Consider the following 24,282-nt stretch of genomic DNA (forward strand, 5'->3'; position numbering starts at 1 on the left):
GTGGCGAGGGAGCTTGTCGAAACGTCGAACCGTCCCGCTGGGTCGCGAAGCGGCCCCAAAAATCTTGGGAGCGCTTCGCACTCCAGCGGGAGCAAGCTCCCTCGCCACAGGTCACTCCGGGGACTAGCCCGGTACGCGGCGGATTTTTGCGCCGAGCATCTGCAGTTTTTCTTCGATGCACTCGTAGCCACGGTCTATGTGGTAGATGCGGTCGATCAAGGTGTCGCCTTCGGCGATCAGCGCCGAAATCACCAGGCTGGCCGAAGCCCGCAGGTCGGTGGCCATCACTGGCGCGCCTTTGAGTTTCTCGGTGCCGGTGACGATGGCGGTGTTGCCTTCGACCTGGATCTTCGCGCCCATGCGGTGCAGTTCATACACGTGCATGAAACGGTTTTCGAAGATGGTCTCGATCACGGCGCCGGTGCCTTCGGCAATGGCGTTCAACGAGATGAACTGTGCCTGCATGTCGGTCGGGAACGCCGGGTATGGAGCGGTACGCACGTTGACGGCCTTAGGACGCTTGCCGTGCATGTTCAGCTCGATCCAGTCTTCACCAGTGGTGATTTCGGCACCGGCTTCGCGCAGTTTTTCCAGGACCGCTTCCAGGATGGTCGGATCGGTGTCCTTGACCTTGACGCGGCCACCGGTCACGGCGGCGGCAACCAGGTAGGTGCCGGTCTCGATACGGTCTGGCATCACCTTATAGGTAGCGGTGTGCAGGCGCTCTACACCATCGATGGTGATGGTGTCGGTGCCAGCACCGGAAACCTTGGCACCCATGGCGTTCAGGAAATTGGCCAGGTCGACCACTTCCGGCTCGCGCGCAGCGTTCTGCAGCACGCTGCGGCCTTTGGCCAGGGCAGCGGCCATCATGATGTTCTCGGTACCGGTCACGCTGACGGTATCAAAGAAGAAGTTCGCACCACGCAGGCCGCCTTCCGGCGCCTTGGCCTTGATGTAGCCGCCTTCGACGTCGATGACCGCGCCCATGGCTTCGAGGCCACGGATGTGCAGGTCCACCGGACGCGAGCCGATGGCGCAACCGCCAGGCAAAGCGACTTCGGCTTCACCGAAACGGGCAACCATAGGGCCCAGCACCAGGATCGACGCACGCATGGTTTTCACCAGTTCGTACGGGGCGATCAGGGTCTTGATGGTGCGCGGGTCGATTTCGACGGCCAACTTCTCGTCGATCACCGGCTCAATGCCCATGCGACCGAACAGCTCGATCATGGTGGTGATGTCGTGCAGGTGCGGCAGGTTGGCCACAGTGACCGGGCCATCGCACAGCAGGGTCGCTGCCAGGATCGGCAAGGCGGAGTTTTTTGCACCGGAGATGCGAATCTCGCCATCAAGGCGGGCACCGCCGGTAATAATCAATTTATCCATAAGAATCTCGACGCCTTGGGGGCTCAGGTGCGCTCGGCCCAGGCCGCGCGGCTGAAAAATTTCATAGTGACCGCATGGATGCTGCCATCGGTGATCCACGGGTTCAAATGGGCATAGATCTGCTGTTGACGCTTGACCGGGCTCAGTGCCGCCAGTTCATCGCTAATCACGTTCAGCTGGAAGTTGCAGCCTTCGCCTTCAACTTCAACGGTCGTTTCCGGCAGCTTTCCTTCAAGAAAGCTCTTAACTTCTAGGGCCTGCATGCTCAACCTCTATCGGCGCCCAGTGCGCGCGGGTCGCACATCATACAAAAAAGCCCCGCGCCTGCGAACCCCGCATAGCAGGACTCTGACGGGGGGCCTCTTTAATAATGTGTATTAAGGGTGCGCCAGCAGCTCGGTCAACCCGGAAACTTCGGCGATTTCACGCATGTCTTCGGGCATTGCACGAATGCTGACCGGCTTTTTGGCCGCTTCAGCATCGCGCAAGAAGCACAGCAGCAAGGACAAACCGACGCTGCTGGACTTGGTCACCGCCGAACAATCCAGCACCAACGCGGGCGCGGAGCTGGTCTTGATCAGTGCCTGACCCTGCTTGCGCAGGTCAGGCCCGGTGCGGTAATCCAGCACGCCGCTGATGAACAGCTCGCCGGCATTGCCTAGACGAACAGCCGCTTCAGTCATTGCGCAGGCTTCCCGGCTTCTTTGTCGGACGTTTCCTTGGCCTTGGCGACTTCACCGGCCCAACCATTGATGGTCTTGTCCAGGTCGTTGCCATTGCGCTGCATGGCGTCGGCGAACTGATCGCGGAACAGCTTGCCGATGTTGATACCGTTGATGATCACGTTACGCAGCTTCCACTCGCCGTTGACCTTCTCCAGGGTGTACTGCACCGGGTAGACGGCGCCGTTGTTGCCCTTGACGCTCATGTTGACGCTGGTGCGATCACCGGACTCATCACCGGCGGGAGCGACGGTAATGCCCTGGTTGTTGTACTCAAGCAGCGCATTGCCATAGAACTGGAAGAGGCCACGCTTGAAGTTTTCCTGGAAGGTCTGCATCTGCGCCGGGGTCGCCTTGCGCGAATACTTGACGGTCATGATGCTCCGGGAAATGCCCTCGGCATCGACGACCGGGCCGACAATGGTGTTGAGCGCGTCGTAGAACTTGCTCGGATCTTGCTTGTACTGTTCTTTATTGGCAGTCAGGTCAGCCAGCATTTTGCTGGTCGTGTCCTGCACCAGGTCGTGGGCAGAACCTGCAGCGTTAGCCATCAGCGGCAGCGCTGCCAACAACACCAGCAGGCCACGTCGCAAGGTAGAGATCATGAACAGATTCCTCATTTGGCGTCTTTATTGACCGTATTAAGCAGGAATTTACCGATCAGGTCTTCAAGCACCAGCGACGACTGTGTGTCGTGGATTGTCGAGCCATCCTTGAGCAGGGCTGTTTCCCCACCCACGCTGACACCGATGTATTTTTCGCCCAGCAGACCCGCAGTGAGGATAGATGCAGTGGAGTCAGTCGGCAGATTATCTACCTTCTTGTCCAGTTGCATGGTCACTCGCCCGGTGAAGCTGTCGCGATCCAGATCGATTGCCGTGACCTTGCCGATGGTCACACCGGCCATGGTCACTTTAGCTCTGACAGTCAAACCGGCGATATTGTCGAAGTAGGCGTAAAGTTTATAAGTGTCGGCGGTGGGGCTGGCCGACAGACCACTGACTCGCAGGGCCAACAACAGTAAAGCCAGGATGCCAGCCAGCAAGAAAAGGCCGACACCGATTTCCACAGTGCGGTTTTGCATCAGAAATCTCCAAACATCAAGGCGGTCAAAATGAAGTCAAGGCCCAGTACCGCCAGCGAGGCGTACACAACGGTCTTGGTGGTGGCGCGACTGATCCCTTCTGAAGTGGGCTCACAGTCGTAGCCTTGGAATACGGCGATCCAGGTGACGACGAAGGCGAAGACGATGCTCTTTATGATGCCGTTGAGCACGTCACCGCTGAAGGTCACGCTGTTTTGCATGTTGGCCCAGTAGGAGCCGTCGTAGACGCCCAGCCAGTCCACCGCCACCCACGAACCGCCCCAGATACCCACCACGCTGAAGATCATCGCCAGCAGTGGCAGGGAAATGAAGCCGGCCCACAGGCGCGGGGCAACAATGTACTTGAGCGGGTCCACGCCGATCATTTCCAGGCTGGACAGCTGTTCGGTGGACTTCATGTTGCCGATTTCGGCAGTCAGCGCCGAACCCGCACGCCCGGCGAACAGCAAGGCGGTTACCACCGGCCCCAGCTCACGCAACAGCGTCAGGGCGACCATCTGCCCCACCGCCTGCTCCGAACCGTAGCTGGAAAGAATATTGAAGCCTTGCAACGCCAGCACCATGCCGATGAAGACCCCGGAGACCACAATGATCACCAGGGACATCACGCCGACCGAATGCAGTTGCTTGACCAACAGGCCGAAGCCGCCGCCAATACCGCCGCGACCGAGCAGGGCGTGGAACAGGAAAATCGTCGAACGGCCGAGCACTTCGACAATGTCGATACCCGAGCGACCGAAAAGGCGAACCTTCTCGATAAGAGATGTCTTGCGCATCAGCGCTTCCCCAGAAGATCTGAGCGGTAATCCGCTGCCGGAAAGTGAAAAGGCACCGGGCCGTCGGGATCGCCGGTCATGAATTGGCGAATGCGCGGGTTGTCGGCGTTCATCAGCTCTTCCGGCGTGCCCTGCCCCAGCACCTGGCCATCGCCTACTACATAGAGGTAATCGGCAATGCTCGCGGTTTCTGCAAGGTCGTGGGAGACCACGATGCTGGTGATACCCAGCGCATCATTGAGCAGGCGGATCAAGCGCACCAGCACGCCCATGGCAATGGGGTCCTGGCCGACGAAGGGCTCGTCATACATGAGGATCTGCGGGTCGAGGGCGATGGCGCGCGCCAGCGCCACACGGCGCTTCATGCCGCCGGAAAGCTCGTCAGGCATCAGGTCGATGGCACCGCGAAGGCCTACGGCCTGCAGTTTCAGCAACACAATGTCACGAATCATTTCATCGGACAGCTGGGTATGCACCCGCAGCGGAAAGGCCACGTTCTCGAACACATCGAGGTCGGTGAACAGCGCACCGCTCTGGAACAACACGCCCATGTGCTTGCGCGCATCGAACAGATCGCTGCGCGACAGCGTCGGCAGGTTCTGGCCATTGACCCACACTTCGCCGGCGCTGGGGCGCAATTGCATGCCCATCAGGCGCAACAGGGTGGTCTTGCCGCAACCGGAAGGCCCCATGATGCCCGTGACCTTGCCGCGCGGAATGCGGATATCGACGTTATTGAAGATGCTGCGCGTCCCGCGCTTGAAGGTCAGTCCCTTCAGCTCGACCGCGTAGGCGTTATCGGCACTCATCTAAACTCCTTGGGATGCAGCCTCTCACTCAGACACCACACTTGCGACAAACGTTTGCAACCGTTGTGCAATAGTTGGCACGTGGGCTGGGCGGACCGAACTGGCGGCGAACTATATCACTGCTGGTACAAGGCGCCCAAGGCCGGAACAGCGCTTGTTCAGATTGGGGACAGGGAAAAATCGTTGCTTAGGATGAATCTCAGGCGCATTGCGAACAAACCCTGACGAACTAGCGTGAGGGAATTGATCATTACCGCTATAATCGCCGACTTTTCGTCAGGCTATACGATTTCAGACATGAGCCAATCCAGCGACCTTATTCAATCCGCACAACGCACCATCCGCCTCGAGCTTGAAGCCGTAGAAGGCTTGCTGGCGCATATCGACGCAGATTTCGTACGCGCCTGCGAGATGATTCTGGCCAGCAAGGGCCGCGTTGTCGTGGTCGGCATGGGCAAGTCGGGCCACGTCGGCAACAAGATCGCCGCCACCCTGGCCAGCACCGGGACCACTGCGTTCTTCGTGCACCCGGCAGAAGCCAGCCACGGCGACATGGGCATGATCACCAAGGATGACATCATCCTGGCGCTGTCCAACTCCGGCACCACCAACGAAATCGTGACCCTGCTGCCGCTGATCAAGCGCCTGGGCATCCAGATGATCAGCCTCACCGGCAATCCGGATTCGACGCTGGCCAAGGCCGCCGAAGTGAACCTGAATGTTCACGTGGCCCACGAAGCCTGCCCGCTGAACCTGGCACCGACCTCCTCCACCACCGCCGCACTGGTCATGGGCGATGCCCTGGCCGTGGCGTTGCTGGAAGCCCGTGGGTTTACCGCGGAAGACTTTGCGTTTTCCCATCCAGGTGGCGCCTTGGGCCGTCGCCTGTTGTTGAAGGTGGAAAATGTCATGCATTCTGGTGATGAATTGCCCCACGTCCAGCGCGGCACCTTATTGAAGGACGCGTTGATGGAGATGACCCGCAAGGGCCTGGGCATGACCGTGATCCTGGAAGCCGACGGCCGCCTGGCCGGCGTGTTCACCGACGGCGACCTGCGTCGCACCCTGGACCGCACCATTGATATCCACACCGCAACTATCGACGCGGTGATGACCCCTCACGGCAAGACCGCCCGCCCCGAGATGCTGGCAGCCGAAGCCTTGAAAATCATGGAAGACCACAAGATCGGTGCGCTGGTGGTGGTCGATGGCAATGACCACCCGATCGGCGCCCTGAACATGCACGACTTGCTGCGTGCGGGAGTGATGTAAATGACCAGCGACCTGTTGCAACGTGGCAAGAACATCAAACTGGCGATTTTCGACGTTGACGGTGTGCTGACTGATGGCCGCCTGTACTTCCTCGAAGACGGCAGCGAATTCAAGACGTTCAACACCCTCGACGGCCAAGGCATCAAGATGCTGATGGCGTCGGGCGTGCAAACGGCAATTATCAGCGGCCGGAAAACTCCGGTTGTGGAACGCCGCGCACAAAACCTGGGGATTCCTCACCTGTATCAGGGCCGCGAGGATAAACTGGTGGTTCTGGACGAGCTTCTTGGCCAACTCAACCTAAGCTATGAGCAGGTCGCCTACTTGGGCGATGACCTGCCAGACCTGCCGGTGATCCGTCGAGTGGGCTTGGGCATGGCCGTCGCCAATGCGGCGGCGTTTGTTCGCGAGCACGCCCATGGCATTACCACCGCCCGTGGCGGCGAAGGTGCCGCCCGCGAGTTCTGCGAGCTGATCCTGCGTGCGCAAGGCAGCCTTGAAGCGGCCCACGCCGCCTACTTATAGAGCGTTTTATGCTGAGCAAAAAGATTCGCAACTTCCTGCTATTCGGGGTCATCGCCGCGTTGTTCCTGGCGGTGGGCTACTGGAATATCAGCCCGGAGCGCTTTCTCGACCAGCCTGCTGCGCAGGTTGACGAAGGCGCTATCGATTATTACGCCATCAACGCCAAGAGCGTGCAGTTCCTGCCGGACGGCAAGGTGCAGTACGAGATGACCTCGGACAAAGTCGAGCACCTGAAGACCACCGAAGTCACCCTGCTGACCAACCCCGACATGAACATCTACCGCGGCACCGAGTTCCCATGGCACGTCACCAGCAAGCGTGGCGAGGTCAACCCTGACGGGACCGAGGTAGAACTGATCGACTCGGTGCGCGTTGCGCGCACCGACGATAAAAACCGTGAGACCGTGATTACCAGCAGTCGCATGACCGTATTCCCGCAGAAGCAATATGCGCAGACCGAGCAAGACGTTAGAATCGACGGCGCTGGCGGTGTATCGACTGGCAAGGGAATGAAAGCGTATTTGAAAGAAAGCAGGATACACCTGCTATCGAACGTAAGAGGACAGTATGAGGCTCGTTAAAACTCTCCCTATTTTGCTCGGCCTGGGCGCAGCACTGGGAAGCGTGAGCGCCTGGGCTCTGCCGAACGATAGCCAGCAGCCGATCCACATTTCGGCTGACGATGCGCAGCTGGATGACAAACAAGGCGTCGCCACCTATACCGGCGGCGTGATCATCACCCAGGGCTCGATGAAGATCACCGGCAACACGGTGACACTGACTCGCACCCAATCGGGCGACATTGACGTGGTGACCTCGGTGGGTAACCTGGCTTACTTCGAACAGAAGCAGTCTGCGACCGATACCGGCCCGATGAAAGGCTACGGCAAGACCATCCAGTACCACGCCCAGCAGAACCGCATTGTCCTGATTGACCAGGCCAAGGTGCTCAGCCCCGATGGCAACTCCACGGAAGGTGAAAAAATCACCTATGACACCGTGAAACAGATCGCTAACGCTGGTCGCGCCAATGGCAGCAAAGTTACCGCGCCTCGTCCACGCATCGACATGGTTATCCAGCCGAAGAAGAAGGCCGAGTAATGGCAACCCTGAAAGCCCAGCATCTGGCCAAGGCCTATAAAAGCCGTCAGGTCGTGCGCGACGTCAGCCTGTCGATCGACAGCGGCCAGATCGTCGGCTTGCTCGGCCCCAACGGCGCCGGCAAGACCACCTGCTTCTACATGATCGTCGGCCTGGTCCAGGCGGACCAGGGTCGCGTGCTGATCGACGACCTGGACGTGAGCCACCAGCCGATGCACGGCCGTGCGCGCGCCGGTATCGGCTATCTCCCGCAGGAGGCGTCGATCTTCCGCAAACTGTCGGTCGCCGATAACATCATGGCGATCCTCGAGACCCGCAAGGAGCTCGACCGTGACGGCCGTCGCAAGGAGCTGGAAAGCCTGCTGCAGGAATTCCACATCAACCACATCCGCGACAACCTCGGCATGAGCCTGTCCGGTGGTGAGCGTCGCCGTGTGGAAATCGCCCGCGCCCTGGCCACGGCACCCAAGTTCATCCTGCTGGACGAACCGTTTGCCGGCGTCGACCCGATCTCGGTCGGCGACATCAAGCAGATCATCCATCACCTCAAGGCCAAGGGCATCGGTGTATTGATCACCGACCACAACGTCCGTGAGACCCTCGATATCTGCGAAACCGCGTATATCGTCAACGATGGTCAACTGATCGCCGAAGGTGACTCAGCCACCATCCTGGCCAACGAACTGGTCAAGGAAGTGTACCTGGGTCACGAGTTCCGCCTGTAAACACCGTGGTGTCACGGCCGTTTGCCGAGGTGCGCGGGAGTCAATGAAAACCTCCGGATTTTTATTGTTACCGCGCTCTAGGCAAAGCCCCCGACATCAGGCATATAATTTGCTTATGTTTGGCGCTCACGCGCCCTGTCGTGGATGGCGCATTGCGCCGGCGAATAAGGTGTTAAGCCCCTGCCATGAAACCATCGCTAGTCCTGAGAATGGGCCAGCAGCTGACGATGACACCTCAGCTGCAACAGGCCATCCGCCTGCTCCAATTGTCGACCTTGGACCTGCAACAGGAAATCCAGGAGGCCCTGGAGTCCAATCCGATGCTCGAACGCCAGGAAGAAGGCGACGACTTCGATAACGCAGACCCGCTGGCCGATAACATCGAGCAAAAACCCAATTCCGACGTGCAGGAACCCTCCTATCAGGAAACCGCCCCTACGGTGGATAACCTTGAGGAAGGCGAATGGAACGAACGTATCCCCAACGAGCTTCCCGTCGACACGGCCTGGGAAGACGTCTACCAGACCAGCGCCAGCAGCCTGCCCAGCAATGACGATGACGAGTGGGACTTCACTACCCGCACCTCCGCCGGCGAGAGCCTGCAGAGCCATCTGCTGTGGCAACTGAACCTGGCGCCGATGTCGGACACCGACCGCCTGATCGCCGTAACCCTGATCGACTGCATCAACAACCAGGGTTATCTAGACGAGACGCTTGAAGAGATTCTCGAAGCCTTCGACCCGGAACTGGATATCGAGCTGGACGAGATTGAAGCCGTCCTGCACCGCATCCAGCAGTTCGAACCCGCCGGTATCGGCGCGCGTACCCTGAGCGAATGCCTGCTGCTGCAATTGCGCCAACTGCCAGTCAAGACACCTTGGCTGGCCGAGGCCCAGCGCCTGGTTACCGATTACATTGACCTGCTGGGCAGCCGCGACTACAGCCAGTTGATGCGCCGCATGAAGCTCAAGGAAGACGACCTGCGCCAGGTGATCGAGCTGGTACAGAGCCTCAACCCGCGCCCGGGTTCGCAAATCGAGTCCAGCGAAGCCGAATACGTGGTGCCTGACGTGATCGTGCGCAAGGACAACGAGCGCTGGCTGGTGGAGCTGAACCAGGAGTCGGTGCCACGCCTGCGGGTCAATCCGCAATATGCCGGTTTCGTGCGTCGCGCCGACACCAGCGCCGACAACACCTTCATGCGCAACCAGTTGCAGGAAGCGCGCTGGTTCATCAAGAGCCTGCAAAGCCGCAACGAAACCCTGATGAAAGTGGCCACCCAGATCGTCGAGCACCAGCGCGGCTTCCTGGAATACGGCGACGAAGCCATGAAACCGCTGGTGCTGCATGACATCGCCGAAGCGGTGGGCATGCATGAATCGACGATTTCGCGCGTCACCACGCAGAAATTCATGCATACCCCACGGGGTATTTATGAACTGAAATACTTTTTCTCCAGCCACGTCAGCACCTCCGAAGGCGGTGAATGCTCGTCCACGGCGATCCGCGCGATCATCAAAAAACTGGTTGCCGCGGAAAATCAGAAAAAGCCATTGAGTGACAGTAAGATCGCTGGTTTACTGGAGGCACAAGGCATTCAGGTCGCCCGTCGAACCGTCGCCAAGTACCGCGAGTCCCTCGGGATCGCGCCTTCCAGCGAGCGTAAGCGTTTGATGTGACGGGCGGGCCACAGCGTTCCAGTGGTGGGTATTCCTGCCCACCGCTTTATGCACTGGCAACGAAGGAGAAGCTGTATGCAAGTCAACATCAGTGGACACCAGCTGGAAGTCACCAAACCCCTGCGTGAATACACCGAAAGCAAGCTGAACAAGCTGGCGGGGCATTTTGACAAGATCACCAACGTGCAGGTCATCATGGAGGTCGATAAGCTCAAGCAGAAAATCGAGGCCACCCTGCACGTACCGAATGCAAAGCTGGTCGCCAATGCGGAGCATGAAGACATGTACGCGGCGATTGACTCGCTCTACGACAAGCTTGACCGCCAACTCATAAAGCATAAGGAAAAGAATCTGCACCTGATGCAAGGTACAGGTCGTTAACCCTCCCCCCATGATCCGACTTGAAACCATCCTGACCCCCGGCCGTTCCCTCGTGAACGTGCCGGGCGGCAGCAAGAAGAAAGCCCTCGAACAAATTGCCAACCTGATCGCGCGCGAAGTGCCGGATCTGGAGATGCAAGATGTCTTCGACGCGCTGATTGCCCGTGAAAAACTCGGTTCCACCGGTTTTGGCAACGGCATCGCCATTCCTCACTGCCGTCTCAAGGGCTGCGAAACCCCCGTCAGCGCCCTGCTGCACCTGGAAGCCCCCATCGATTTCGATGCCATCGACGGCGCCCCGGTTGACCTGCTGTTCGTTCTGCTGGTCCCGCAAGCCGCCACTGATGCGCACCTGGAACTGCTTAGGCAGATCGCCAGCATGCTCGATCGCAAGGAAGTGCGCGACAAACTGCGCAGCGCCAGCAGCAACGAGGCGCTGTATCAGGTTGTCCTGGATGAACAGAGCGGGCAGTAATCATGCGTTTGATCATCGTCAGCGGCCGCTCCGGCTCGGGTAAAAGTACCGCCCTCAATGTGCTTGAGGACAACGGTTTCTATTGCATCGACAACTTGCCCGCCGGCCTGCTGCCGGAACTGGCGGAACGCGCGTTGATCCACACCGAACTGGCGCAACCGCTGGTCGCCGTTTCGATTGATGCCCGCAACCTGCCCAGCCACCTTGAGCGATTCCCGCAATTGCTCGAGGAAGTACGGGCCAAGCACATTCATTGCGACGTACTGTACCTGGATGCCGACGAAGAGACGCTGCTCAAGCGATTCTCGGAAACCCGCCGGCGTCACCCCCTCAGCAGCCCTCACCGCTCCCTGGCCGAAGCCATCGAAGACGAAACCAAGCTGCTGGGGCCGATCATTGACCTCGCCGACCTCAAGATCAACACCACCAGCCTCAACCTGTACCAGTTGCGCGATGCCATCAAGCTGCGCCTGCTGAACCAGCCGGAGCCGGGCACGGCGTTCCTGGTGGAGTCGTTTGGGTTCAAGCGCGGCATGCCAGTGGATGCCGATCTGGTGTTCGACGTACGTTGCCTGCCCAACCCTTACTGGAAGCCGGAACTGCGTGAACAGTCGGGGCTGGATCAGCCCGTGGCCGATTACCTGGCCGCGCAACCGGATGTGGAGGAGATGTTCCAGGACATCTCCAGCTACCTGCTCAAATGGCTACCGCGTTTTGCCGCAAGCAACCGCGCCTATGTCACCATTGCCATCGGCTGCACCGGCGGGCACCACCGCTCCGTCTACTTGACCGAGCGCCTGGGCCAGGTGTTGCAACAAACCCTCAAGAACGTCCAGGTCCGCCACCGCGACCTTAGCTGAAAGGAACACCTTCGCGATGCCCGCTCTGGAAATTGAAATCATCAACAAACTGGGCCTGCACGCCCGTGCCTCGGCCAAATTCGTCGGCGTGGCCGGGCAGTTTCCCTGCCAGATCCGCGCCGGTCGCACGCCAGAGTCCATGGTCGACGGTAAAAGCATCATGGCCATGATGATGTTGGCAGCCGGCAAGGGCACCAAGATTCATTTGAAGACAGAAGGCGAGCAGGAAGACGAAGCGATGGCCGCACTGGTAGCGCTGATCAACAATTTCTTTGATGAGGGTGAGTAAGCTCACCCTTTGAGACAGGCGTGAAGCCGCAACGGCTTCACCCCAACGCGGTATCCATCACCATCATCAAGCAGAACCCGATGCACAGCCCCAGGCTGGCGAGTTTTTCGTGACCATTGCGTCGCGACTCGGGGATCACTTCGTGAGTCACCACCAACAGCATCGCGCCGGCTGCCAGGGCCAGTCCCAGCGGCAAGAGCACCTCGGCCAGGCTCACCAACCAGGCGCAGAGCACAGCAAATACCGGCTCCACCAGGCCTGATGCTGCGCCGATCAGGAACGCCTTGACCCGCGACATCCCTGCCCCGGCCAACACCAACGCAATCACCAGCCCTTCGGGTACATCCTGCAAGGCAATGCCCATGGCCAGGCTGTCGGCATCCGGCATGCCGCCGCCCGCCGAGACGCCGACCGCCATACCTTCCGGGATGTTGTGGGCGATGATGGCAAACACGAACAGCCAGATACGCGGCGGAATCACCGGTTTTTCCGGTGTGCCCACCAACATTTCCGGACTGGCGCCGGAGACCTTGCGGTCCACCAGATACAGCCCGAAAGCACCCAACATGATGCCAAAACTGATCAAACCACTCGCGCCCCAGGGCGAAAGCCCCAGACCTTCAGCTGCGGCAATGCCCGGCACGATCAGCGAAAACGCTGTCGCCGCCAGCATGACTCCAGCCCCAAACCCCAGCAGCGTATCGCTCAACGCCACCGGCATCCGTCGAATGACCAGCACCGGCACCGCACCGAGCGCCGTACCGAGTGCGCAGATGGATCCGCCCTGCAGGGCGCGCAGAATGCGCGGTTCCAGGTTCAGCCAGGCCAGCCCATGGGCCACCAGCAATGCAGTACCTGCCAACAGCAACAGCGAGCCAAACGCATAACGAAACATTCTCCCGCTGCTGATCGCCAGTGTTTCAGTGCCCATAGTCGGCCTTAGATCTTGTTATGAAGGTGAATATCAGGCCACGGCGGCCTGATAGCGTGCGGCGACTTCTGGCCAGTTGATAACACTGTAGAAGGCATTGATGTATTCCGGACGGCGGTTCTGGTACAGCAGGTAGTAGGCGTGCTCCCACACGTCCAGACCGAGTATCGGCGTGTTGCCGTTCATCAACGGGCTGTCCTGGTTACCACTGCTTTCCACTACCAGGGTCTTTTGCGGGGTGACGCTCAGCCAGGCCCAGCCACTGCCGAAACGGGTCAATGCGGCCTTGGTGAAAGCCTCCTTGAAGCTGTCGAAACCACCCAGTTGTTCGTCGACAGCCTTGCCCAGTGCGCCTTCGGGCTTGCCACCGCCTTTGGGCGACATCACCGCCCAGAACAGCGAGTGGTTGGCATGCCCACCGCCCTGATTGATCACGGCTGCGCGCAGTTTTTCTGGCAGTTGCTGCACGCTGGAGACCAGCTTCTCGACCGGCCAACCGGCGAACTCGGTGCCCTCGACGGCAGCGTTGAGGTTGTTGATGTAGGTCTGGTGGTGCTTGGTGTAGTGGATTTCCATGGTTTGCGCATCAATATGCGGTTCCAGGGCGTCATAGGCGTAAGGCAATGCAGGCAGGGTGTAAGTCATATCAATGTGCTCCGTAATGAGGAGTGGCGGGTTGCGCCGCAGCGCCACCCAACAGGCGATGGGTACGCGGGTACTCGCCGTGATCGCTGATGAAATTCAATAGCTCGACGTAGGTCTTGCTGCTCTGACGCAACGCCGCTTCGCGCAATTGCGGGCTCAGACGCGAGTCCTGCATGGTCTGCAACAAGCGCTGATGGATAGCGCACAGGTACTCCGCGCTCTCCTCCGGCTGGTTCAGGCGCAGGTGCAGGTCCGCCAGGTTGTGATGGGAAATGACGCAAGCCGCCACTGCTTCGTCGGCATCCGCCCAGCGTTCGAACAACACTTGGGCCAGGGCCAGGGCTTGCAAGTAGGCCTCGCGAGCGTCAACCAACTCGCCCGCCATAAAGCAGCGATTGGCCCGTTCGATCGTGCGTTTCCAGTGCTCCATGGTGAGCCTCCAAAGCAGGGTCGGTGATTACACGCCGCCAGCGGTGAGCTTTTCCGGGTCCAGCAGGATCTCCAGTTGGCTGCGCGGCAAGTCCGTGTGTTCAAGGGCGACGTCAATCACCGGACGGCCTTGTTGATAGGCCTTCTTGGCGATTTCAGCAGCCTTTTGGTAACCGATGATGGGGTTGAGTGCGGTCACCAGGATCGGGTTGCGCGACAGCGCTTCCTTGAGCTTGGCTTCGTTGACCTTGAAGCTGGCGATGGCTTTGTCGGCCAACAAACGGCTGGAATTGGCCAGCAGTTCGAGGCTGCTGAGCAGGTTCTGCGCAATGATCGGCAGCATCACATTCAGCTCGAAATTGCCTGACTGACCGGCGACGGTGATCACCGTGTCATTGCCGATGACCTGAGCGGCAACCATTGCCGTGGCTTCCGGAATCACCGGGTTGACCTTGCCGGGCATGATCGAAGAGCCCGGCTGCAAGCCTTCCAGCTCGATTTCACCCAGGCCGGCGAGCGGGCCGGAGTTCATCCAGCGCAGGTCGTTGGCGATTTTCATCAGCGAAACGGCGGTGGCTTTCAACTGGCCAGAGACTGCGACGGCTGTGTCCTGCGAGCCAATCAGGGCAAACAGGTTCTTACCGGGTGTGAATTTCACGCCGGTCAGGCTGCTCAGTTGCTGGCTGAAACGCGCCGCGAACTCCGGGTGTGCGTTGATCCCGGTGCCGACTGCCGTACCACCTTGGGCCAGTGCCTGCAGGCTCGGCAGAAGGTCTTGCAGGTGACCGATATTGGCCTTGAGCTGCTGCGCCCAACCGTTCAGCACCTGGCTCATGCGCACAGGCATGGCGTCCATCAGGTGCGTGCGACCGGTCTTGATGAACGGGTGAACCTCTTCGGCTTTCCGCTCGATGACCTGTACCAGGTGCAGCAGGGCCGGGAGGGTTTGCTCATGCAGGACCAGCGCGGCACTGACGTGGATCGTGGTCGGGATGATGTCGTTGCTGCTCTGGCCGCAGTTCACGTGGTCGTTGGGGTTGACCGATTCGCCGAGCAAGCGGGTGGCCAGGGTGGCAATCACTTCGTTGGCGTTCATGTTGGAGCTGGTGCCGGAGCCGGTCTGGAAGATATCCACCGGGAAATGCGGCATGAAGTCGCCTTCCAACAAGCCTTGGGCGGCGTCGACGATGGCCTTGCCCTGCCCTTCGCTGATTTGCTTGAGGTCGACGTTGACCTTGGCCGCCGCAGCCTTGGCCAGGATCAGGGCGCGGATGAATTGCGCCGGCATGCGTTGGTGACTGATCGGGAAGTTGTTCACCGCGCGCTGGGTTTGCGCACCGTACAATGCCTCGGCCGGCACTTGCAGTTCGCCCATGCTGTCGCGTTCGATACGGGTGTTACTCATCGTTAGATCCTTGCACCAGGTCGGAGTGAGAAATGGACGGCAGCAATTCGCAGGTCGCCAATCGCCACGCAAAGGACTGCCAGCGCTTGAGGCGGCAGGCGCAGTGAGAGAGCTTTTCCAGGTCGCGCAGAGGGCGCCAGGCCTGGTCCAGGCACAGGGAGCGCCAATGCCAGGGCAGCGCGATGTCGCTGGCGGTGTCGAGCAGCAGGCGGAATGAGGTTTCTGCGATCGTCCACGGATGGGTGGCGGTGCAGCACGCCAGGTATCGACCTTCATTGAGGTAATGTTCGATCAGACGCGGCTCGTTGGGATCGAGGCCACAGCGAATCTGGCGACTCATCCAGCGCCAGCTTTCCAGATAAGGATCCTCATGCAGGACAGAACTCATGATCCACGCTCATTCGGTAATGATATTTATTATTAAATGATATTGAGAATCAAAACAATAGCGGCAGATTGATCCGCTTGCAAAACGCCCACAAAAAAAGGCGCGCCACCTGATAGATGGCGCGCCTTTTTGGCTTACGCGTTAGAGGGATCAGCTGCCGGCGACAGTCATTCGCTCGATCAACACCGAACCTGTGCGAATGTTGCTGCGCAATTCCAGATCATTACCCACGGCGACGATCTGCTTGAACATGTCGCGCATATTGCCGGCGATGGTCACTTCCTGGACGGCGAACTGGATCTCGCCATTTTCCACCCAGAAACCCGCCGCGCCGCGTGAATAATCACCGGTGACCATGTTCAAGCCATGGCCCATCAGCTCGGTCACCAGCAAGCCACGCCCCATGCGCCGCAGCAGCGCAGCTTGGTCTTCATCGCCATGGGTGACGAACAGGTTGTGTACGCCTCCGGAGTTTGCGGTGCTTGGCAGGCCCAGCTTGCGACCGGCGTACGTGCCCAGCACGTAAGACACCAACTCGCCCTTCTCAACGAACGGCTTTGCATAGGTCGCCAGACCATCACCGTCGAACGACGTACTGCCCATGGCGCGCATCAAGTGCGGGCGCTCATCAATAGTCAGCCATTCAGGGAACAGCTTCTGGCCAATCGCCCCCTCCAGGAACGAGGACTTACGGTACAAGTTGCCACCGGAAATCGCCCCCAGGAAACTGCCAAACAGCCCACCGGCCAGTTCTGCCGAAAACAGCACCGGCACTTCACAGGTCGGTACTGGGCGCGCACCCAGACGGCTCGCCGCACGCTGCGCGGCGCGCTGACCAATGCTGACCGGGTCCGCCAACAACTCGCCCTGGCGGTTCACGTCGTACCAGTAATCGCGCTGCATCTGGCCATCAGCCTCGGCGATCATCACGCAGCTCAAGCTATGGCGGGTGGACGCATAGCCACCGATAAAGCCGTGGCTGTTGCCATATACGCGGCAGCCCTGGTGCGTGCTCAACGTGGTGCCATCCGCATTCTTGATGCGGGCATCGGCGTCGAACGCGGCGGCTTCGCAGATCAGCGCCTGTTCGATGGCCTGTTCGGGGGTGATGTCCCAGGCGTGAAACAGATCGAAGTCCTTCAGGTCCTTGGCCATCAGCGCCTTGTCGGCCAGGCCCGAGCTTTCGTCCTCGGAGGTGTGCTTGGCGATGGCCAACGCAGCCGCCACCGTCTCGCGAATCGCCTCCGGACCGCTGGCCGAGGTACTGGCCGAACCTTTGCGCTGCCCGACATACAAGGTGATACCAAAACCCTGGTCGCGGTTGAACTCAACGGTTTCCACTTCCCGCTGGCGCACCGACGTCGACAGCCCCTGCTCCAGCGACACCGCCACTTCACAGGCACTGGCCCCCTGGCGCTTGGCCTCGGCGAGGATCTGCTCGACTTGTTCCTGCAGTGCCGGTAACGCTTGCGGACCGACGCTTTGGGCTGCACTCATGGTTTTCTCCACTCAAATTCTGCTTTCGGTTAAGGCCATCGAGCGACCGGGCCGGACAAGCGGCCCCCGACTGGTTATCATGGCGGCGTTTCTTTGCGGACTGCCACCATGGTTGATTCTTACGACGACTCCCTCGATGGGGAGAAAAGCAAAACCCAGGTCAAACGTGAGCTGCATGCTCTGGTTGACCTCGGCGAGCGCCTTACAACGCTCAAAAAAGACTTGATTGCAAAACTGCCACTGACCGACGAAATGCGTCGTGCCCTGGCCGATGCGCCCAAGCACACCGCGAATATCGCGCGTAAACGGCACATCTCGTTTATCGGCAAACTCATGCGCGATCAGGACATCGACGCCATTCTGACCTTGCTCGATCAAACCGATGCCTCGACTCGCCAGTACAACGAACGCTTCCATAACCTGGAACGTTGGCGTGACCGCCTGATCTCGGGCGATGACGCGGTGCTGGAGAAATTCGTGGTGGACTACCCGGACGCGGACCGCCAGCAACTGCGCTCCCTGATCCGTCAGGCCCAGCACGAACTGGCGCATAACAAGGCGCCGGCCACCAGCCGTAAAATCTTCAAGTACATCCGAGAGCTGGACGAGACTCAACGCGGCCTGCGCTGATCCTCTTCCCCGGGTGGCGGTTTTCGCCACCCGAAGCTCCACCTTTCTTACGACCCCGTGCCACCCACGGTGATCGCATCAATCTTCAGCGTTGGCTGGCCGACACCCACCGGTACCGACTGCCCGTCCTTCCCGCAGGTGCCTACGCCACTGTCCAGCGACAGGTCGTTACCGACCATCGATACCTTGCTCATGGCTTCCGGACCGTTACCGATCAACGTCGCACCTTTGACCGGCGCGGTGATCTTGCCGTCCTCGATCAGGTACGCCTCGCTGGTGGAGAACACGAACTTGCCGCTGGTGATATCCACCTGGCCACCACCGAGGTTGGCGCAGTAGATACCGCGTTTCACTGAAGCGATGATCTCGGCCGGGTCGCTTTCGCCACCGAGCATGTAGGTGTTGGTCATGCGCGGCATCGGCAGGTGCGCATAGGATTCACGGCGGCCGTTACCGGTGCGCGCCACGCCCATCAGGCGGGCGTTGAGCTTGTCTTGCATGTAGCCCTTGAGCACGCCGTTTTCAATCAGGGTGGTGCACTCGGTCGGGGTGCCTTCGTCGTCGACGCTCAGAGAGCCCCGGCGACCGGCCAGGGTGCCGTCATCGACGATGGTGCAGAGTTTGGACGCAACCATTTCACCCATGCGCCCGCTGTAGGCCGAACTGCCCTTGCGGTTGAAGTCACCTTCCAGGCCATGGCCGACCGCTTCGTGCAGCAGCACGCCGGACCAGCCCGAACCCAACACCACCGGCAACGTGCCGGCCGGCGCCGGAATGGCTTCCAGATTGACCAGCGCCTGGCGCAACGCTTCACGGGCGTAACCCATGGCACGGTCGTCGGCGAGGAAATAACGGTAGTCGGTACGCCCGCCGCCGCCATGACCACCGCGCTCGCGGCGACCGTTCTGTTCGACGATCACACTGACGTTGAAGCGCACCAGCGGCCGCACATCCGCCGCCAGGCCGCCGTCGGTGGACGCCACCAAAATGCGCTCCCACACACCGGCCATGCTCACGGTGACCTGCTGGATACGCGGGTCGAGAGCGCGGGTAGCGGCGTCGATACGCTTGAGCAGCTCGACCTTTTCCGCACGGCTGATCACTTCCAGGGGGTTATCCGGCGCGTACAACTGCGCCACGTCCTGAGTGCTGAACGCCTGCACCGTGCCATTCTGCCCTGCGCGGGAGATCGAGCGCGCAGCACGCGCCGCCAGGCCCAGGGCTTCCAGGGTGATCGCGTTGCTGTAGGCAAAACCGGTTTTTTCACCGGACTGCGCACGCACGCCCACCCCCTGGTCGAGGTTGAAGCTGCCCTCCTTGACGATGCCGTCTTCCAGAGCCCAGGACTCGGAAATCTGCCCCTGGAAATACAGGTCAGCCGCGTCGATGCCCGGCCCGGCCAGGTCGCCGAGTACGGTTTGCAAGCTTTCGATGGTCACGCCACCGGGTGCCAGGAGGTGATCACTGACTGAGGACAACAACTCGCTCATAGGTATGGCCTTAAATTCATCGTTCCGAAGCAGGTCGCTGTGCGCCCTGCGAGAAAAAGCGCCGATGGTTGACCACCGGCATGCGCGCCCTTATCGACGCTTGTTCACTGCTATCGCGTGCGGCCAGCAACACCGCTTCGCCTTGATCCTGTTGTGCCAGCACCCGCCCCCAAGGGTCGACAATCGCCGCATGACCATAGGTTTCCCGTGGTCCCGGATGCACACCGCCTTGAGCGGCCGCCAGCAGGTAGCACTGGGTCTCGATGGCGCGTGCGCGAATCAGCACATCCCAGTGCGCCGCGCCGGTCACCGCCGTAAACGCCGAAGGCGCGGTAATCAATTCAGCCCCTGCCGCGCGCAACTCGCTGTACAGCTCGGGGAAGCGCAGGTCGTAACACACTGTCAGGCCCAAGCGGCCGACGGGCGTGTCCGCCACCACCACATTGCCTCCGAAAGCATAGTCGTCGGATTCGCGATAACGGCCACGGGCATCGGCGACATCCACATCGAACAGGTGCAACTTGTCGTAACGGGCAACGATTTCGCCCTGATCATCGACCAGCAACGAGCAGGCATTGGACTTGGCGTTTGGCTGGTCCTTTGGTGGCAGCGGCAAAGTGCCTGCCACTATCCATAAGGTGAGGTCGCGGGCGGTCTGTTTCAACCACGGTAGGATCGGGCCCTCGCCCAGTGCTTCGGCGCGACCGATGTCGGCCACGTCGCGGCGGCCCATGGCGGCGAAGTTTTCCGGCAAGACCGCCAGCTTCGCACCACCCGCCGCAGCTTGTTCCAGCAGGCGCCGGGCCTGAGCCAGGTTGGCCAGCACATCGCTCTGGCTGACCATTTGAATTACCGCAAAGGACATGGGCCGTCTCTCCGTCATGGGCATGCGGCCATGCTACTCCACAGGCCCTCAGTTTGGCTTTTCAAATGGCTTGTCGAAGGTGATTTTCGGGTCCTTCCACGGGCCTTCCACCTTGTATTGCACACTGGCGAAGCGCGCAACACGATCACCGATCAACTTGTCGATCAGGAACAGCGCGCCACCAATAGCCGGCGCGCCCACGATCAGCGCGGCGATCGGCAGGTTATTGGTCACCGGCAAGGTGACCAGCAGCTTGGCGTCGACACGGTCTGCGACCAAGTCCAGGGTGCCGTTGAGTTCCAGGTTAGTGGAAGGCCCGGTCATGGTGATCGGCTCACGGGTCACGAACACGCCGTTGCTCGCCGCCAGCAAGCCCTTCACACGGTCATAGCTCAAGCCCTTGCCGAGCAAGTCCGAGAAGTCCAGGCGCAGACGGCGCCCAATGGAGTTGAAGTTCAGCAGGCCAAACACCCGTAGCGCCTGGGCGCCGCCTTCCACTTCGACGAACTGGCCATTTCGGAACGCCGCATCGAGGCTGCCGGAGAAGCGCTTGGGCCCGACATAGGCTGGCGAACCAGGCCAGCGACCATCGACATCCAGGTGGAAATCCTGGCTGGTGACGGTTGGCGCATATCCCCAGCCCTTGAGTACATCGCCGATATTCTTGCCATCCAGGCGGCCTTTATACCAACTGCTGCTGTCGCCGGCCGTCCCTTCCCAACCACCGGCGCCCTTGAGCTGCATGCCCTTGAGGCCGAGGTCCAGATTATTGAAAGCCAGGCCTTTGGCCGTCGGGCGGATTCTCAGCGACCAGGCACCGATCAGATCCGGTCCTTGGAACAATTGATCAATGGCGATATCCAGCGCCGGAATGTCCTTGGGGTCGATGCCCGCCAAGGGGTCTGGCGCGTTTTCGTCAGCCTGCACCGTCGGATCCACCGCCGGCAGCTTCACATATTGCAGGTTGACCGCAATCGGTGCGCCCTTGGCGTCCGGCAGGTTGACCGTGCCCTTGGCTTGCTGACTGTCGAGTTGCAAGCCCCAGGCCGCAGGCTTACGCGCCAATTGCAAATTGACCTGATCAAACTGGGTGCCAAAACCGGTCAGCTTGCCCACCTTGAAGTCAGCGCCGCTGAGCAACTGCTTGGCGCTGCCGCCCGGATCGTTGCCCGCGTAGCGGTCTACCAGCTTCTTCCACGGATCGATATCGAGCTCAGACAGCACGCCGCGAATGCGCAAGCCCTTGGCCCCTGGCAACACGGCATCGCCATCACCCAGGAAAAGCTCACCGCGCCCTTCATTGAATTTGTCCGGCGGCGCCGCAAAGGTGAAGTTGGCCAGTTCGCCATAGTCGAACCAATAACGCCGCTCCGCCCCCTGCAAGGTCATGCGGAACACACTGTCACGCCCCTGGCTGGCCGGCATACCGAACGGTGCCGGCAGGTCCACGGCAACGCCTTTCAGGTTGGAGTTGACCATCAATTGGCTATCGGCGCCGTCGAGGGTCAATTGCAGCTGGTAGGGAATATCGCCGGACACCGGCAACGGCTGGCTGATTTTCAACCAGTCCGTCAGCCGCTTGACCGTCACCTGGCCCTTGGCATTCACCCGCGTGCTGATATTGCCCGGCTTGCCATCGGCAACGATCTGCGCGGTGATCGGCCGGTCAAACGCCTGGGCCGTGATGTTCTGGCCACTGAGGCCTTTGGCGCTGTCGAAGCGGAAATCGCCCTTGAGCTGGGTGAGGTCCAGGGTCGGTTCGGTCAGTTGCAGGCGCGATTTATCCGTCTTGAAGTCCACCACAATCTTAGGATCAGTGCCCTTGGCCAACGGCACATCCAGGTCAAGACTGCCCTGCAGGTCGCCCTCGCCCTTCCAGCCGGCAAATGTCGATGCGGTGCCGATCGGCGCTTCCTGGAGGATTTTCAAACCATCGCCCAAGCCACCGGCAAACCCGCCGGTCAGCAACAGATGGCTGTCCTTGCCCTCCGGCGCGTGGGGGATATTGACGTAGATGTCCTTGACCTTGGTGTCGAGGAGCTGGCCCTTGCTGGCCAGGATGCGCACACCGCTCTCCTCGACAAACACTTCGCCAGTGACCTTGCTCACATGCGGCCAGCCCGGCTGGAACGCCAGTTCGGCGTCATGCACCTTGAAGAACAGACTGATATTGCGCGAGGCCGGCAGTGCGTCGTGGTTCAGCGAGCCCTGGTACTGGAAGAAACCCTGGTCCACCGCGCCCTTGAGAATCGCCGTGCGCAGCCACTCATCCAACGCCGGGCTTAACACCGCCGGCAGGTATTTGGGGGTGAATCGCCCATCGCCATCGACCATGCCGACCCGTAGGTCCATATAGTCTTCCTGGTTGTGGTCAAAGTGCAGGCGAATCAAGAAATCCGCAGCGACTTTGCCCTCCTCACCCAACACCTTGATGTAGGGCGCGATCAGGGTGAAGCCTTCCTTGTCGAGCTTCCATGTCAGGCGTGCGTTGGCCTGGATGTACTGCCACGGCTTGGCAAAGATCGGGTCGAGGTGCAGGGAAAAGTCCTTGCTGTCCATGCGCAACTCGCCGTGCCCCAGGTCACCACTGATGCTGCCGGACACGTTGCGCGCGGCCGGTGCGCCAAAGTAGGCATCAAAACCGATGCGCTCGAGGTTGGCGGCGAAGCTGACTTTTTGATCGGTGGTGTCTTGAGGGCGAAAATCCACCAGCACATTACGCAGCAGGCCCGTGGCCTTGAGGTGCTGAATGGTCTTGGCAAAACCTTCCGGCAGTGGCGCCAGGGCATTGAGCAGTGGCGTGATCGGCGTCAGATCCAGACGGTCGGCCTGGAGCTTCCAGACTTCCTGATCCTTGTCGGTGGCCAGGGTTTGCTGAAGTTGCAGGCGCGATTCCCAACGGGTTTCCCCCAGGTTCATCGCCAGCGAGTCGAACAGCACCTTCAGGCCGCTATCGCTGCGTTGCAGGTAAGCCGTGAGCGCCAGGTTCTCGATATGCACAGGTTTGCGATCGGCGTAGCTGCCTTTTACCTGCGGCGAGTTGAGGCGCACTACTGCGCTCTGCACGGTGCCTTTGGCCCAGGTCAGCCAGAATTCACCGCCGGCCTTGAATTGGGTGAGCTTCCATCGCTGGGTCAGCTTGGCTGGAATCCACTTGGCCCAGTCGCTTTGCGGCAGGCTCAGGTAAGCCTGGACCTCGCCGTCCTTCCACTGGCTGGCGCGGATACGGGTACGCAGGCTCACTGCCAAAGGCTGGCCGTCGGGCAGGGTCAGACGCGCATCCAGGCGTTGGCGGGTGACGCCGGTGTGCAGGCTCAGGCCGACATACGTCAGGGTCACAGGCGCCTGGTCAAACGGCTGCAAAGTCACCTGGCTGTCGAGCAGCGACACGCGCTTGACCTTTTGCATGTTCTTGAGCAGTTGCTCAGGGTCGACAGGTTGGTCGTCCTGCACCGGCAGGCCCTGCAACGCCCATTTGCCGTCCTTGTCTTCCTTGACGCTAAGCTGCAAGCCACTGACCTGCAGATGAGCAATACGCACTTCGCGGGCCATCAGGCTGGCCCACATGTCCGGCACCACTTCGACCTGGTCCAGGCGCAAGGCACTGCTGCCCTCGCCTACCATCACATCATGGGCCCGCAATACCGGCGCGAAGCCGCTCCAGCGGCCTTCAAGGCTGCCAATGTGCAACGGCATGTCCACCGCGGCCTGAGCCTTGGCTTCGATCTCTGCACGGTACTCGGCCACCAGTGGCGTCAACTCACGACCCAGGCTCACATACACCGCTGCCAATACCAGCAGCAAGGCACAGAGGCCCAGGCCCCAACGGGTCAAAGCGGCAAAAAAGCGCATCAGACGCTCCATGTCAGGCGACCCTCAAGGCAGTAGTCGGAC

Annotated in this window: 27 protein-coding genes; 11 read left to right on the forward strand and 16 right to left on the reverse strand. The window is 60.4% G+C overall.

Annotated elements, in window-relative coordinates; genetic code table 11:
• Positions 1 to 123 precede the first annotated feature (123 nt).
• The 7 genes from murA to HX812_RS05530 form a co-directional block, all read right to left on the reverse strand.
• Positions 124 to 1,389, reverse strand: coding sequence for a UDP-N-acetylglucosamine 1-carboxyvinyltransferase (gene murA / locus HX812_RS05500; RefSeq protein WP_010213103.1), 1,266 nt, complete (start codon positions 1,387 to 1,389; stop codon positions 124 to 126).
• A 23-nt stretch (positions 1,390 to 1,412) separates the two neighbouring features.
• A complete protein-coding gene (locus HX812_RS05505; protein ID WP_003188597.1) occupies positions 1,413 to 1,652 on the reverse strand; it encodes a BolA family protein in 240 nt (79 codons plus the stop codon).
• 114 nt (positions 1,653 to 1,766) lie between these two features.
• Positions 1,767 to 2,072 carry a lipid asymmetry maintenance protein MlaB gene (locus tag HX812_RS05510; RefSeq protein WP_016976200.1) on the reverse strand — a complete coding sequence of 102 codons (306 nt, stop codon included), beginning with the start codon at positions 2,070 to 2,072 and terminating at the stop codon, positions 1,767 to 1,769.
• A complete protein-coding gene (locus HX812_RS05515) occupies positions 2,069 to 2,716 on the reverse strand; it encodes a phospholipid-binding protein MlaC (protein ID WP_016976201.1) in 648 nt (215 codons plus the stop codon). The genes HX812_RS05510 and HX812_RS05515 overlap by 4 nt, the downstream gene beginning before the upstream one ends.
• 11 nt (positions 2,717 to 2,727) lie before the next feature.
• Positions 2,728 to 3,195: an outer membrane lipid asymmetry maintenance protein MlaD gene (gene mlaD / locus HX812_RS05520; RefSeq protein WP_003171814.1), complete on the reverse strand. Its 468-nt coding sequence runs from the start codon at positions 3,193 to 3,195 to the stop codon at positions 2,728 to 2,730.
• Complete coding sequence (gene mlaE / locus HX812_RS05525) at positions 3,195 to 3,992, reverse strand: lipid asymmetry maintenance ABC transporter permease subunit MlaE (RefSeq protein ID WP_028618862.1); 798 nt, start codon at positions 3,990 to 3,992, stop codon at positions 3,195 to 3,197. The genes mlaD and mlaE overlap by 1 nt, the downstream gene beginning before the upstream one ends.
• Positions 3,992 to 4,801 carry an ATP-binding cassette domain-containing protein gene (locus tag HX812_RS05530; RefSeq protein WP_003171811.1) on the reverse strand — a complete coding sequence of 270 codons (810 nt, stop codon included), beginning with the start codon at positions 4,799 to 4,801 and terminating at the stop codon, positions 3,992 to 3,994. The genes mlaE and HX812_RS05530 overlap by 1 nt, the downstream gene beginning before the upstream one ends.
• A gap of 297 nt (positions 4,802 to 5,098) precedes the next feature.
• Between HX812_RS05530 and HX812_RS05535 the strand changes: the two genes are divergently transcribed.
• From HX812_RS05535 to HX812_RS05580, 10 genes are all read left to right on the forward strand, one after another.
• Positions 5,099 to 6,073 (forward strand): KpsF/GutQ family sugar-phosphate isomerase, encoded by a 975-nt coding sequence (locus HX812_RS05535; protein WP_033899378.1) that lies wholly within the window; start codon positions 5,099 to 5,101, stop codon positions 6,071 to 6,073.
• Positions 6,074 to 6,598 carry an HAD family hydrolase gene (locus tag HX812_RS05540; protein ID WP_010213109.1) on the forward strand — a complete coding sequence of 175 codons (525 nt, stop codon included), beginning with the start codon at positions 6,074 to 6,076 and terminating at the stop codon, positions 6,596 to 6,598. It abuts the gene before it with no gap.
• Between the two features lie 8 nt (positions 6,599 to 6,606).
• Positions 6,607 to 7,179: an LPS export ABC transporter periplasmic protein LptC gene (gene lptC, locus HX812_RS05545; protein ID WP_038851048.1), complete on the forward strand. Its 573-nt coding sequence runs from the start codon at positions 6,607 to 6,609 to the stop codon at positions 7,177 to 7,179.
• Positions 7,166 to 7,699 (forward strand): lipopolysaccharide transport periplasmic protein LptA, encoded by a 534-nt coding sequence (lptA, locus tag HX812_RS05550; RefSeq protein WP_038851047.1) that lies wholly within the window; start codon positions 7,166 to 7,168, stop codon positions 7,697 to 7,699. Before lptC ends, lptA begins: the two co-directional genes overlap by 14 nt.
• Positions 7,699 to 8,424 carry an LPS export ABC transporter ATP-binding protein gene (gene lptB, locus HX812_RS05555; protein WP_003171806.1) on the forward strand — a complete coding sequence of 242 codons (726 nt, stop codon included), beginning with the start codon at positions 7,699 to 7,701 and terminating at the stop codon, positions 8,422 to 8,424. Before lptA ends, lptB begins: the two co-directional genes overlap by 1 nt.
• A gap of 185 nt (positions 8,425 to 8,609) precedes the next feature.
• Positions 8,610 to 10,103: an RNA polymerase factor sigma-54 gene (locus HX812_RS05560; RefSeq protein ID WP_038851046.1), complete on the forward strand. Its 1,494-nt coding sequence runs from the start codon at positions 8,610 to 8,612 to the stop codon at positions 10,101 to 10,103.
• Positions 10,104 to 10,178: 75 nt separating this feature from the next.
• Positions 10,179 to 10,484 carry a ribosome hibernation-promoting factor, HPF/YfiA family gene (gene hpf, locus HX812_RS05565; RefSeq protein ID WP_003171804.1) on the forward strand — a complete coding sequence of 102 codons (306 nt, stop codon included), beginning with the start codon at positions 10,179 to 10,181 and terminating at the stop codon, positions 10,482 to 10,484.
• A gap of 10 nt (positions 10,485 to 10,494) precedes the next feature.
• Positions 10,495 to 10,959 carry a PTS IIA-like nitrogen regulatory protein PtsN gene (ptsN, locus tag HX812_RS05570; protein ID WP_038851044.1) on the forward strand — a complete coding sequence of 155 codons (465 nt, stop codon included), beginning with the start codon at positions 10,495 to 10,497 and terminating at the stop codon, positions 10,957 to 10,959.
• 2 nt (positions 10,960 to 10,961) lie between these two features.
• Positions 10,962 to 11,819: an RNase adapter RapZ gene (gene rapZ / locus HX812_RS05575; RefSeq protein ID WP_028618857.1), complete on the forward strand. Its 858-nt coding sequence runs from the start codon at positions 10,962 to 10,964 to the stop codon at positions 11,817 to 11,819.
• A gap of 16 nt (positions 11,820 to 11,835) precedes the next feature.
• Positions 11,836 to 12,108 carry an HPr family phosphocarrier protein gene (locus tag HX812_RS05580; RefSeq protein ID WP_016974292.1) on the forward strand — a complete coding sequence of 91 codons (273 nt, stop codon included), beginning with the start codon at positions 11,836 to 11,838 and terminating at the stop codon, positions 12,106 to 12,108.
• 37 nt (positions 12,109 to 12,145) lie between these two features.
• Here HX812_RS05580 and HX812_RS05585 read toward each other — a convergent pair whose 3' ends face one another.
• The 6 genes from HX812_RS05585 to pmbA form a co-directional block, all read right to left on the reverse strand.
• Positions 12,146 to 13,039: a ZIP family metal transporter gene (locus HX812_RS05585; RefSeq protein WP_016976208.1), complete on the reverse strand. Its 894-nt coding sequence runs from the start codon at positions 13,037 to 13,039 to the stop codon at positions 12,146 to 12,148.
• A gap of 33 nt (positions 13,040 to 13,072) precedes the next feature.
• Positions 13,073 to 13,684 carry a superoxide dismutase gene (locus tag HX812_RS05590; protein ID WP_038851043.1) on the reverse strand — a complete coding sequence of 204 codons (612 nt, stop codon included), beginning with the start codon at positions 13,682 to 13,684 and terminating at the stop codon, positions 13,073 to 13,075.
• A 1-nt stretch (position 13,685) separates the two neighbouring features.
• A complete protein-coding gene (locus HX812_RS05595) occupies positions 13,686 to 14,114 on the reverse strand; it encodes a hypothetical protein (RefSeq protein ID WP_016976210.1) in 429 nt (142 codons plus the stop codon).
• A 27-nt stretch (positions 14,115 to 14,141) separates the two neighbouring features.
• Positions 14,142 to 15,518, reverse strand: a complete 1,377-nt coding sequence (locus HX812_RS05600) for an aspartate ammonia-lyase (RefSeq protein ID WP_038851042.1) — start codon at positions 15,516 to 15,518, stop codon at positions 14,142 to 14,144.
• Complete coding sequence (locus HX812_RS05605; RefSeq protein WP_038851040.1) at positions 15,511 to 15,906, reverse strand: hypothetical protein; 396 nt, start codon at positions 15,904 to 15,906, stop codon at positions 15,511 to 15,513. Before HX812_RS05605 ends, HX812_RS05600 begins: the two co-directional genes overlap by 8 nt.
• Before the next feature lie 150 nt (positions 15,907 to 16,056).
• Entirely contained in the window at positions 16,057 to 17,403 is a 1,347-nt protein-coding gene (gene pmbA, locus HX812_RS05610) for a metalloprotease PmbA (RefSeq protein ID WP_038851036.1), read from the reverse strand.
• 108 nt (positions 17,404 to 17,511) lie between these two features.
• On the opposite strand from pmbA, the gene yjgA reads away from it, so the two are divergent.
• Positions 17,512 to 18,033, forward strand: coding sequence for a ribosome biogenesis factor YjgA (gene yjgA / locus HX812_RS05615; RefSeq protein ID WP_033899348.1), 522 nt, complete (start codon positions 17,512 to 17,514; stop codon positions 18,031 to 18,033).
• Positions 18,034 to 18,080: 47 nt separating this feature from the next.
• Here yjgA and tldD read toward each other — a convergent pair whose 3' ends face one another.
• From tldD to HX812_RS05630, 3 genes are read right to left on the reverse strand one after another with little or no spacing between them, the layout of a single operon-like run.
• Entirely contained in the window at positions 18,081 to 19,523 is a 1,443-nt protein-coding gene (gene tldD / locus HX812_RS05620; protein WP_038851034.1) for a metalloprotease TldD, read from the reverse strand.
• Between the two features lie 16 nt (positions 19,524 to 19,539).
• Complete coding sequence (locus HX812_RS05625; RefSeq protein WP_038851033.1) at positions 19,540 to 20,388, reverse strand: carbon-nitrogen hydrolase family protein; 849 nt, start codon at positions 20,386 to 20,388, stop codon at positions 19,540 to 19,542.
• A gap of 48 nt (positions 20,389 to 20,436) precedes the next feature.
• On the reverse strand, positions 20,437 to 24,252 hold the full coding sequence (locus HX812_RS05630) for a YhdP family protein (RefSeq protein ID WP_038851030.1): 3,816 nt from the start codon (positions 24,250 to 24,252) through the stop codon (positions 20,437 to 20,439).
• Between the last annotated feature and the right edge of the window lie 30 nt (positions 24,253 to 24,282).

Source organism: Pseudomonas sp. IPO3749 (assembly GCF_013386605.1).
Lineage (GTDB): Bacteria > Pseudomonadota > Gammaproteobacteria > Pseudomonadales > Pseudomonadaceae > Aquipseudomonas > Aquipseudomonas azotoformans_A.

Bases quoted from the DNA above. Each gene is read 5' to 3' on its own strand.
- HX812_RS05515 (WP_016976201.1), bottom strand. From the start codon at position 2,716: ATGATCTCTACCTTGCGACGTGGCCTGCTGGTGTTGTTGGCAGCGCTG.
- HX812_RS05590 (WP_038851043.1), bottom strand. From the start codon at position 13,684: ATGACTTACACCCTGCCTGCATTGCCTTACGCCTATGACGCCCTGGAA.
- yjgA (WP_033899348.1), top strand. From the start codon at position 17,512: ATGGTTGATTCTTACGACGACTCCCTCGATGGGGAGAAAAGCAAAACC.
- hpf (WP_003171804.1), top strand. From the start codon at position 10,179: ATGCAAGTCAACATCAGTGGACACCAGCTGGAAGTCACCAAACCCCTG.
- HX812_RS05600 (WP_038851042.1), bottom strand. From the start codon at position 15,518: ATGAGTAACACCCGTATCGAACGCGACAGCATGGGCGAACTGCAAGTG.
- pmbA (WP_038851036.1), bottom strand. From the start codon at position 17,403: ATGAGTGCAGCCCAAAGCGTCGGTCCGCAAGCGTTACCGGCACTGCAG.
- ptsN (WP_038851044.1), top strand. From the start codon at position 10,495: ATGATCCGACTTGAAACCATCCTGACCCCCGGCCGTTCCCTCGTGAAC.
- HX812_RS05580 (WP_016974292.1), top strand. From the start codon at position 11,836: ATGCCCGCTCTGGAAATTGAAATCATCAACAAACTGGGCCTGCACGCC.
- mlaE (WP_028618862.1), bottom strand. From the start codon at position 3,992: ATGCGCAAGACATCTCTTATCGAGAAGGTTCGCCTTTTCGGTCGCTCG.
- HX812_RS05605 (WP_038851040.1), bottom strand. From the start codon at position 15,906: ATGAGTTCTGTCCTGCATGAGGATCCTTATCTGGAAAGCTGGCGCTGG.
- HX812_RS05630 (WP_038851030.1), bottom strand. From the start codon at position 24,252: ATGGAGCGTCTGATGCGCTTTTTTGCCGCTTTGACCCGTTGGGGCCTG.
- HX812_RS05505 (WP_003188597.1), bottom strand. From the start codon at position 1,652: ATGCAGGCCCTAGAAGTTAAGAGCTTTCTTGAAGGAAAGCTGCCGGAA.
- HX812_RS05530 (WP_003171811.1), bottom strand. From the start codon at position 4,801: ATGAGTGCCGATAACGCCTACGCGGTCGAGCTGAAGGGACTGACCTTC.
- HX812_RS05510 (WP_016976200.1), bottom strand. From the start codon at position 2,072: ATGACTGAAGCGGCTGTTCGTCTAGGCAATGCCGGCGAGCTGTTCATC.
- HX812_RS05535 (WP_033899378.1), top strand. From the start codon at position 5,099: ATGAGCCAATCCAGCGACCTTATTCAATCCGCACAACGCACCATCCGC.
- HX812_RS05540 (WP_010213109.1), top strand. From the start codon at position 6,074: ATGACCAGCGACCTGTTGCAACGTGGCAAGAACATCAAACTGGCGATT.
- lptA (WP_038851047.1), top strand. From the start codon at position 7,166: ATGAGGCTCGTTAAAACTCTCCCTATTTTGCTCGGCCTGGGCGCAGCA.
- HX812_RS05585 (WP_016976208.1), bottom strand. From the start codon at position 13,039: ATGGGCACTGAAACACTGGCGATCAGCAGCGGGAGAATGTTTCGTTAT.
- lptC (WP_038851048.1), top strand. From the start codon at position 6,607: ATGCTGAGCAAAAAGATTCGCAACTTCCTGCTATTCGGGGTCATCGCC.
- tldD (WP_038851034.1), bottom strand. From the start codon at position 19,523: ATGAGCGAGTTGTTGTCCTCAGTCAGTGATCACCTCCTGGCACCCGGT.
- rapZ (WP_028618857.1), top strand. From the start codon at position 10,962: ATGCGTTTGATCATCGTCAGCGGCCGCTCCGGCTCGGGTAAAAGTACC.
- murA (WP_010213103.1), bottom strand. From the start codon at position 1,389: ATGGATAAATTGATTATTACCGGCGGTGCCCGCCTTGATGGCGAGATT.
- mlaD (WP_003171814.1), bottom strand. From the start codon at position 3,195: ATGCAAAACCGCACTGTGGAAATCGGTGTCGGCCTTTTCTTGCTGGCT.
- HX812_RS05595 (WP_016976210.1), bottom strand. From the start codon at position 14,114: ATGGAGCACTGGAAACGCACGATCGAACGGGCCAATCGCTGCTTTATG.
- HX812_RS05560 (WP_038851046.1), top strand. From the start codon at position 8,610: ATGAAACCATCGCTAGTCCTGAGAATGGGCCAGCAGCTGACGATGACA.
- HX812_RS05625 (WP_038851033.1), bottom strand. From the start codon at position 20,388: ATGTCCTTTGCGGTAATTCAAATGGTCAGCCAGAGCGATGTGCTGGCC.
- lptB (WP_003171806.1), top strand. From the start codon at position 7,699: ATGGCAACCCTGAAAGCCCAGCATCTGGCCAAGGCCTATAAAAGCCGT.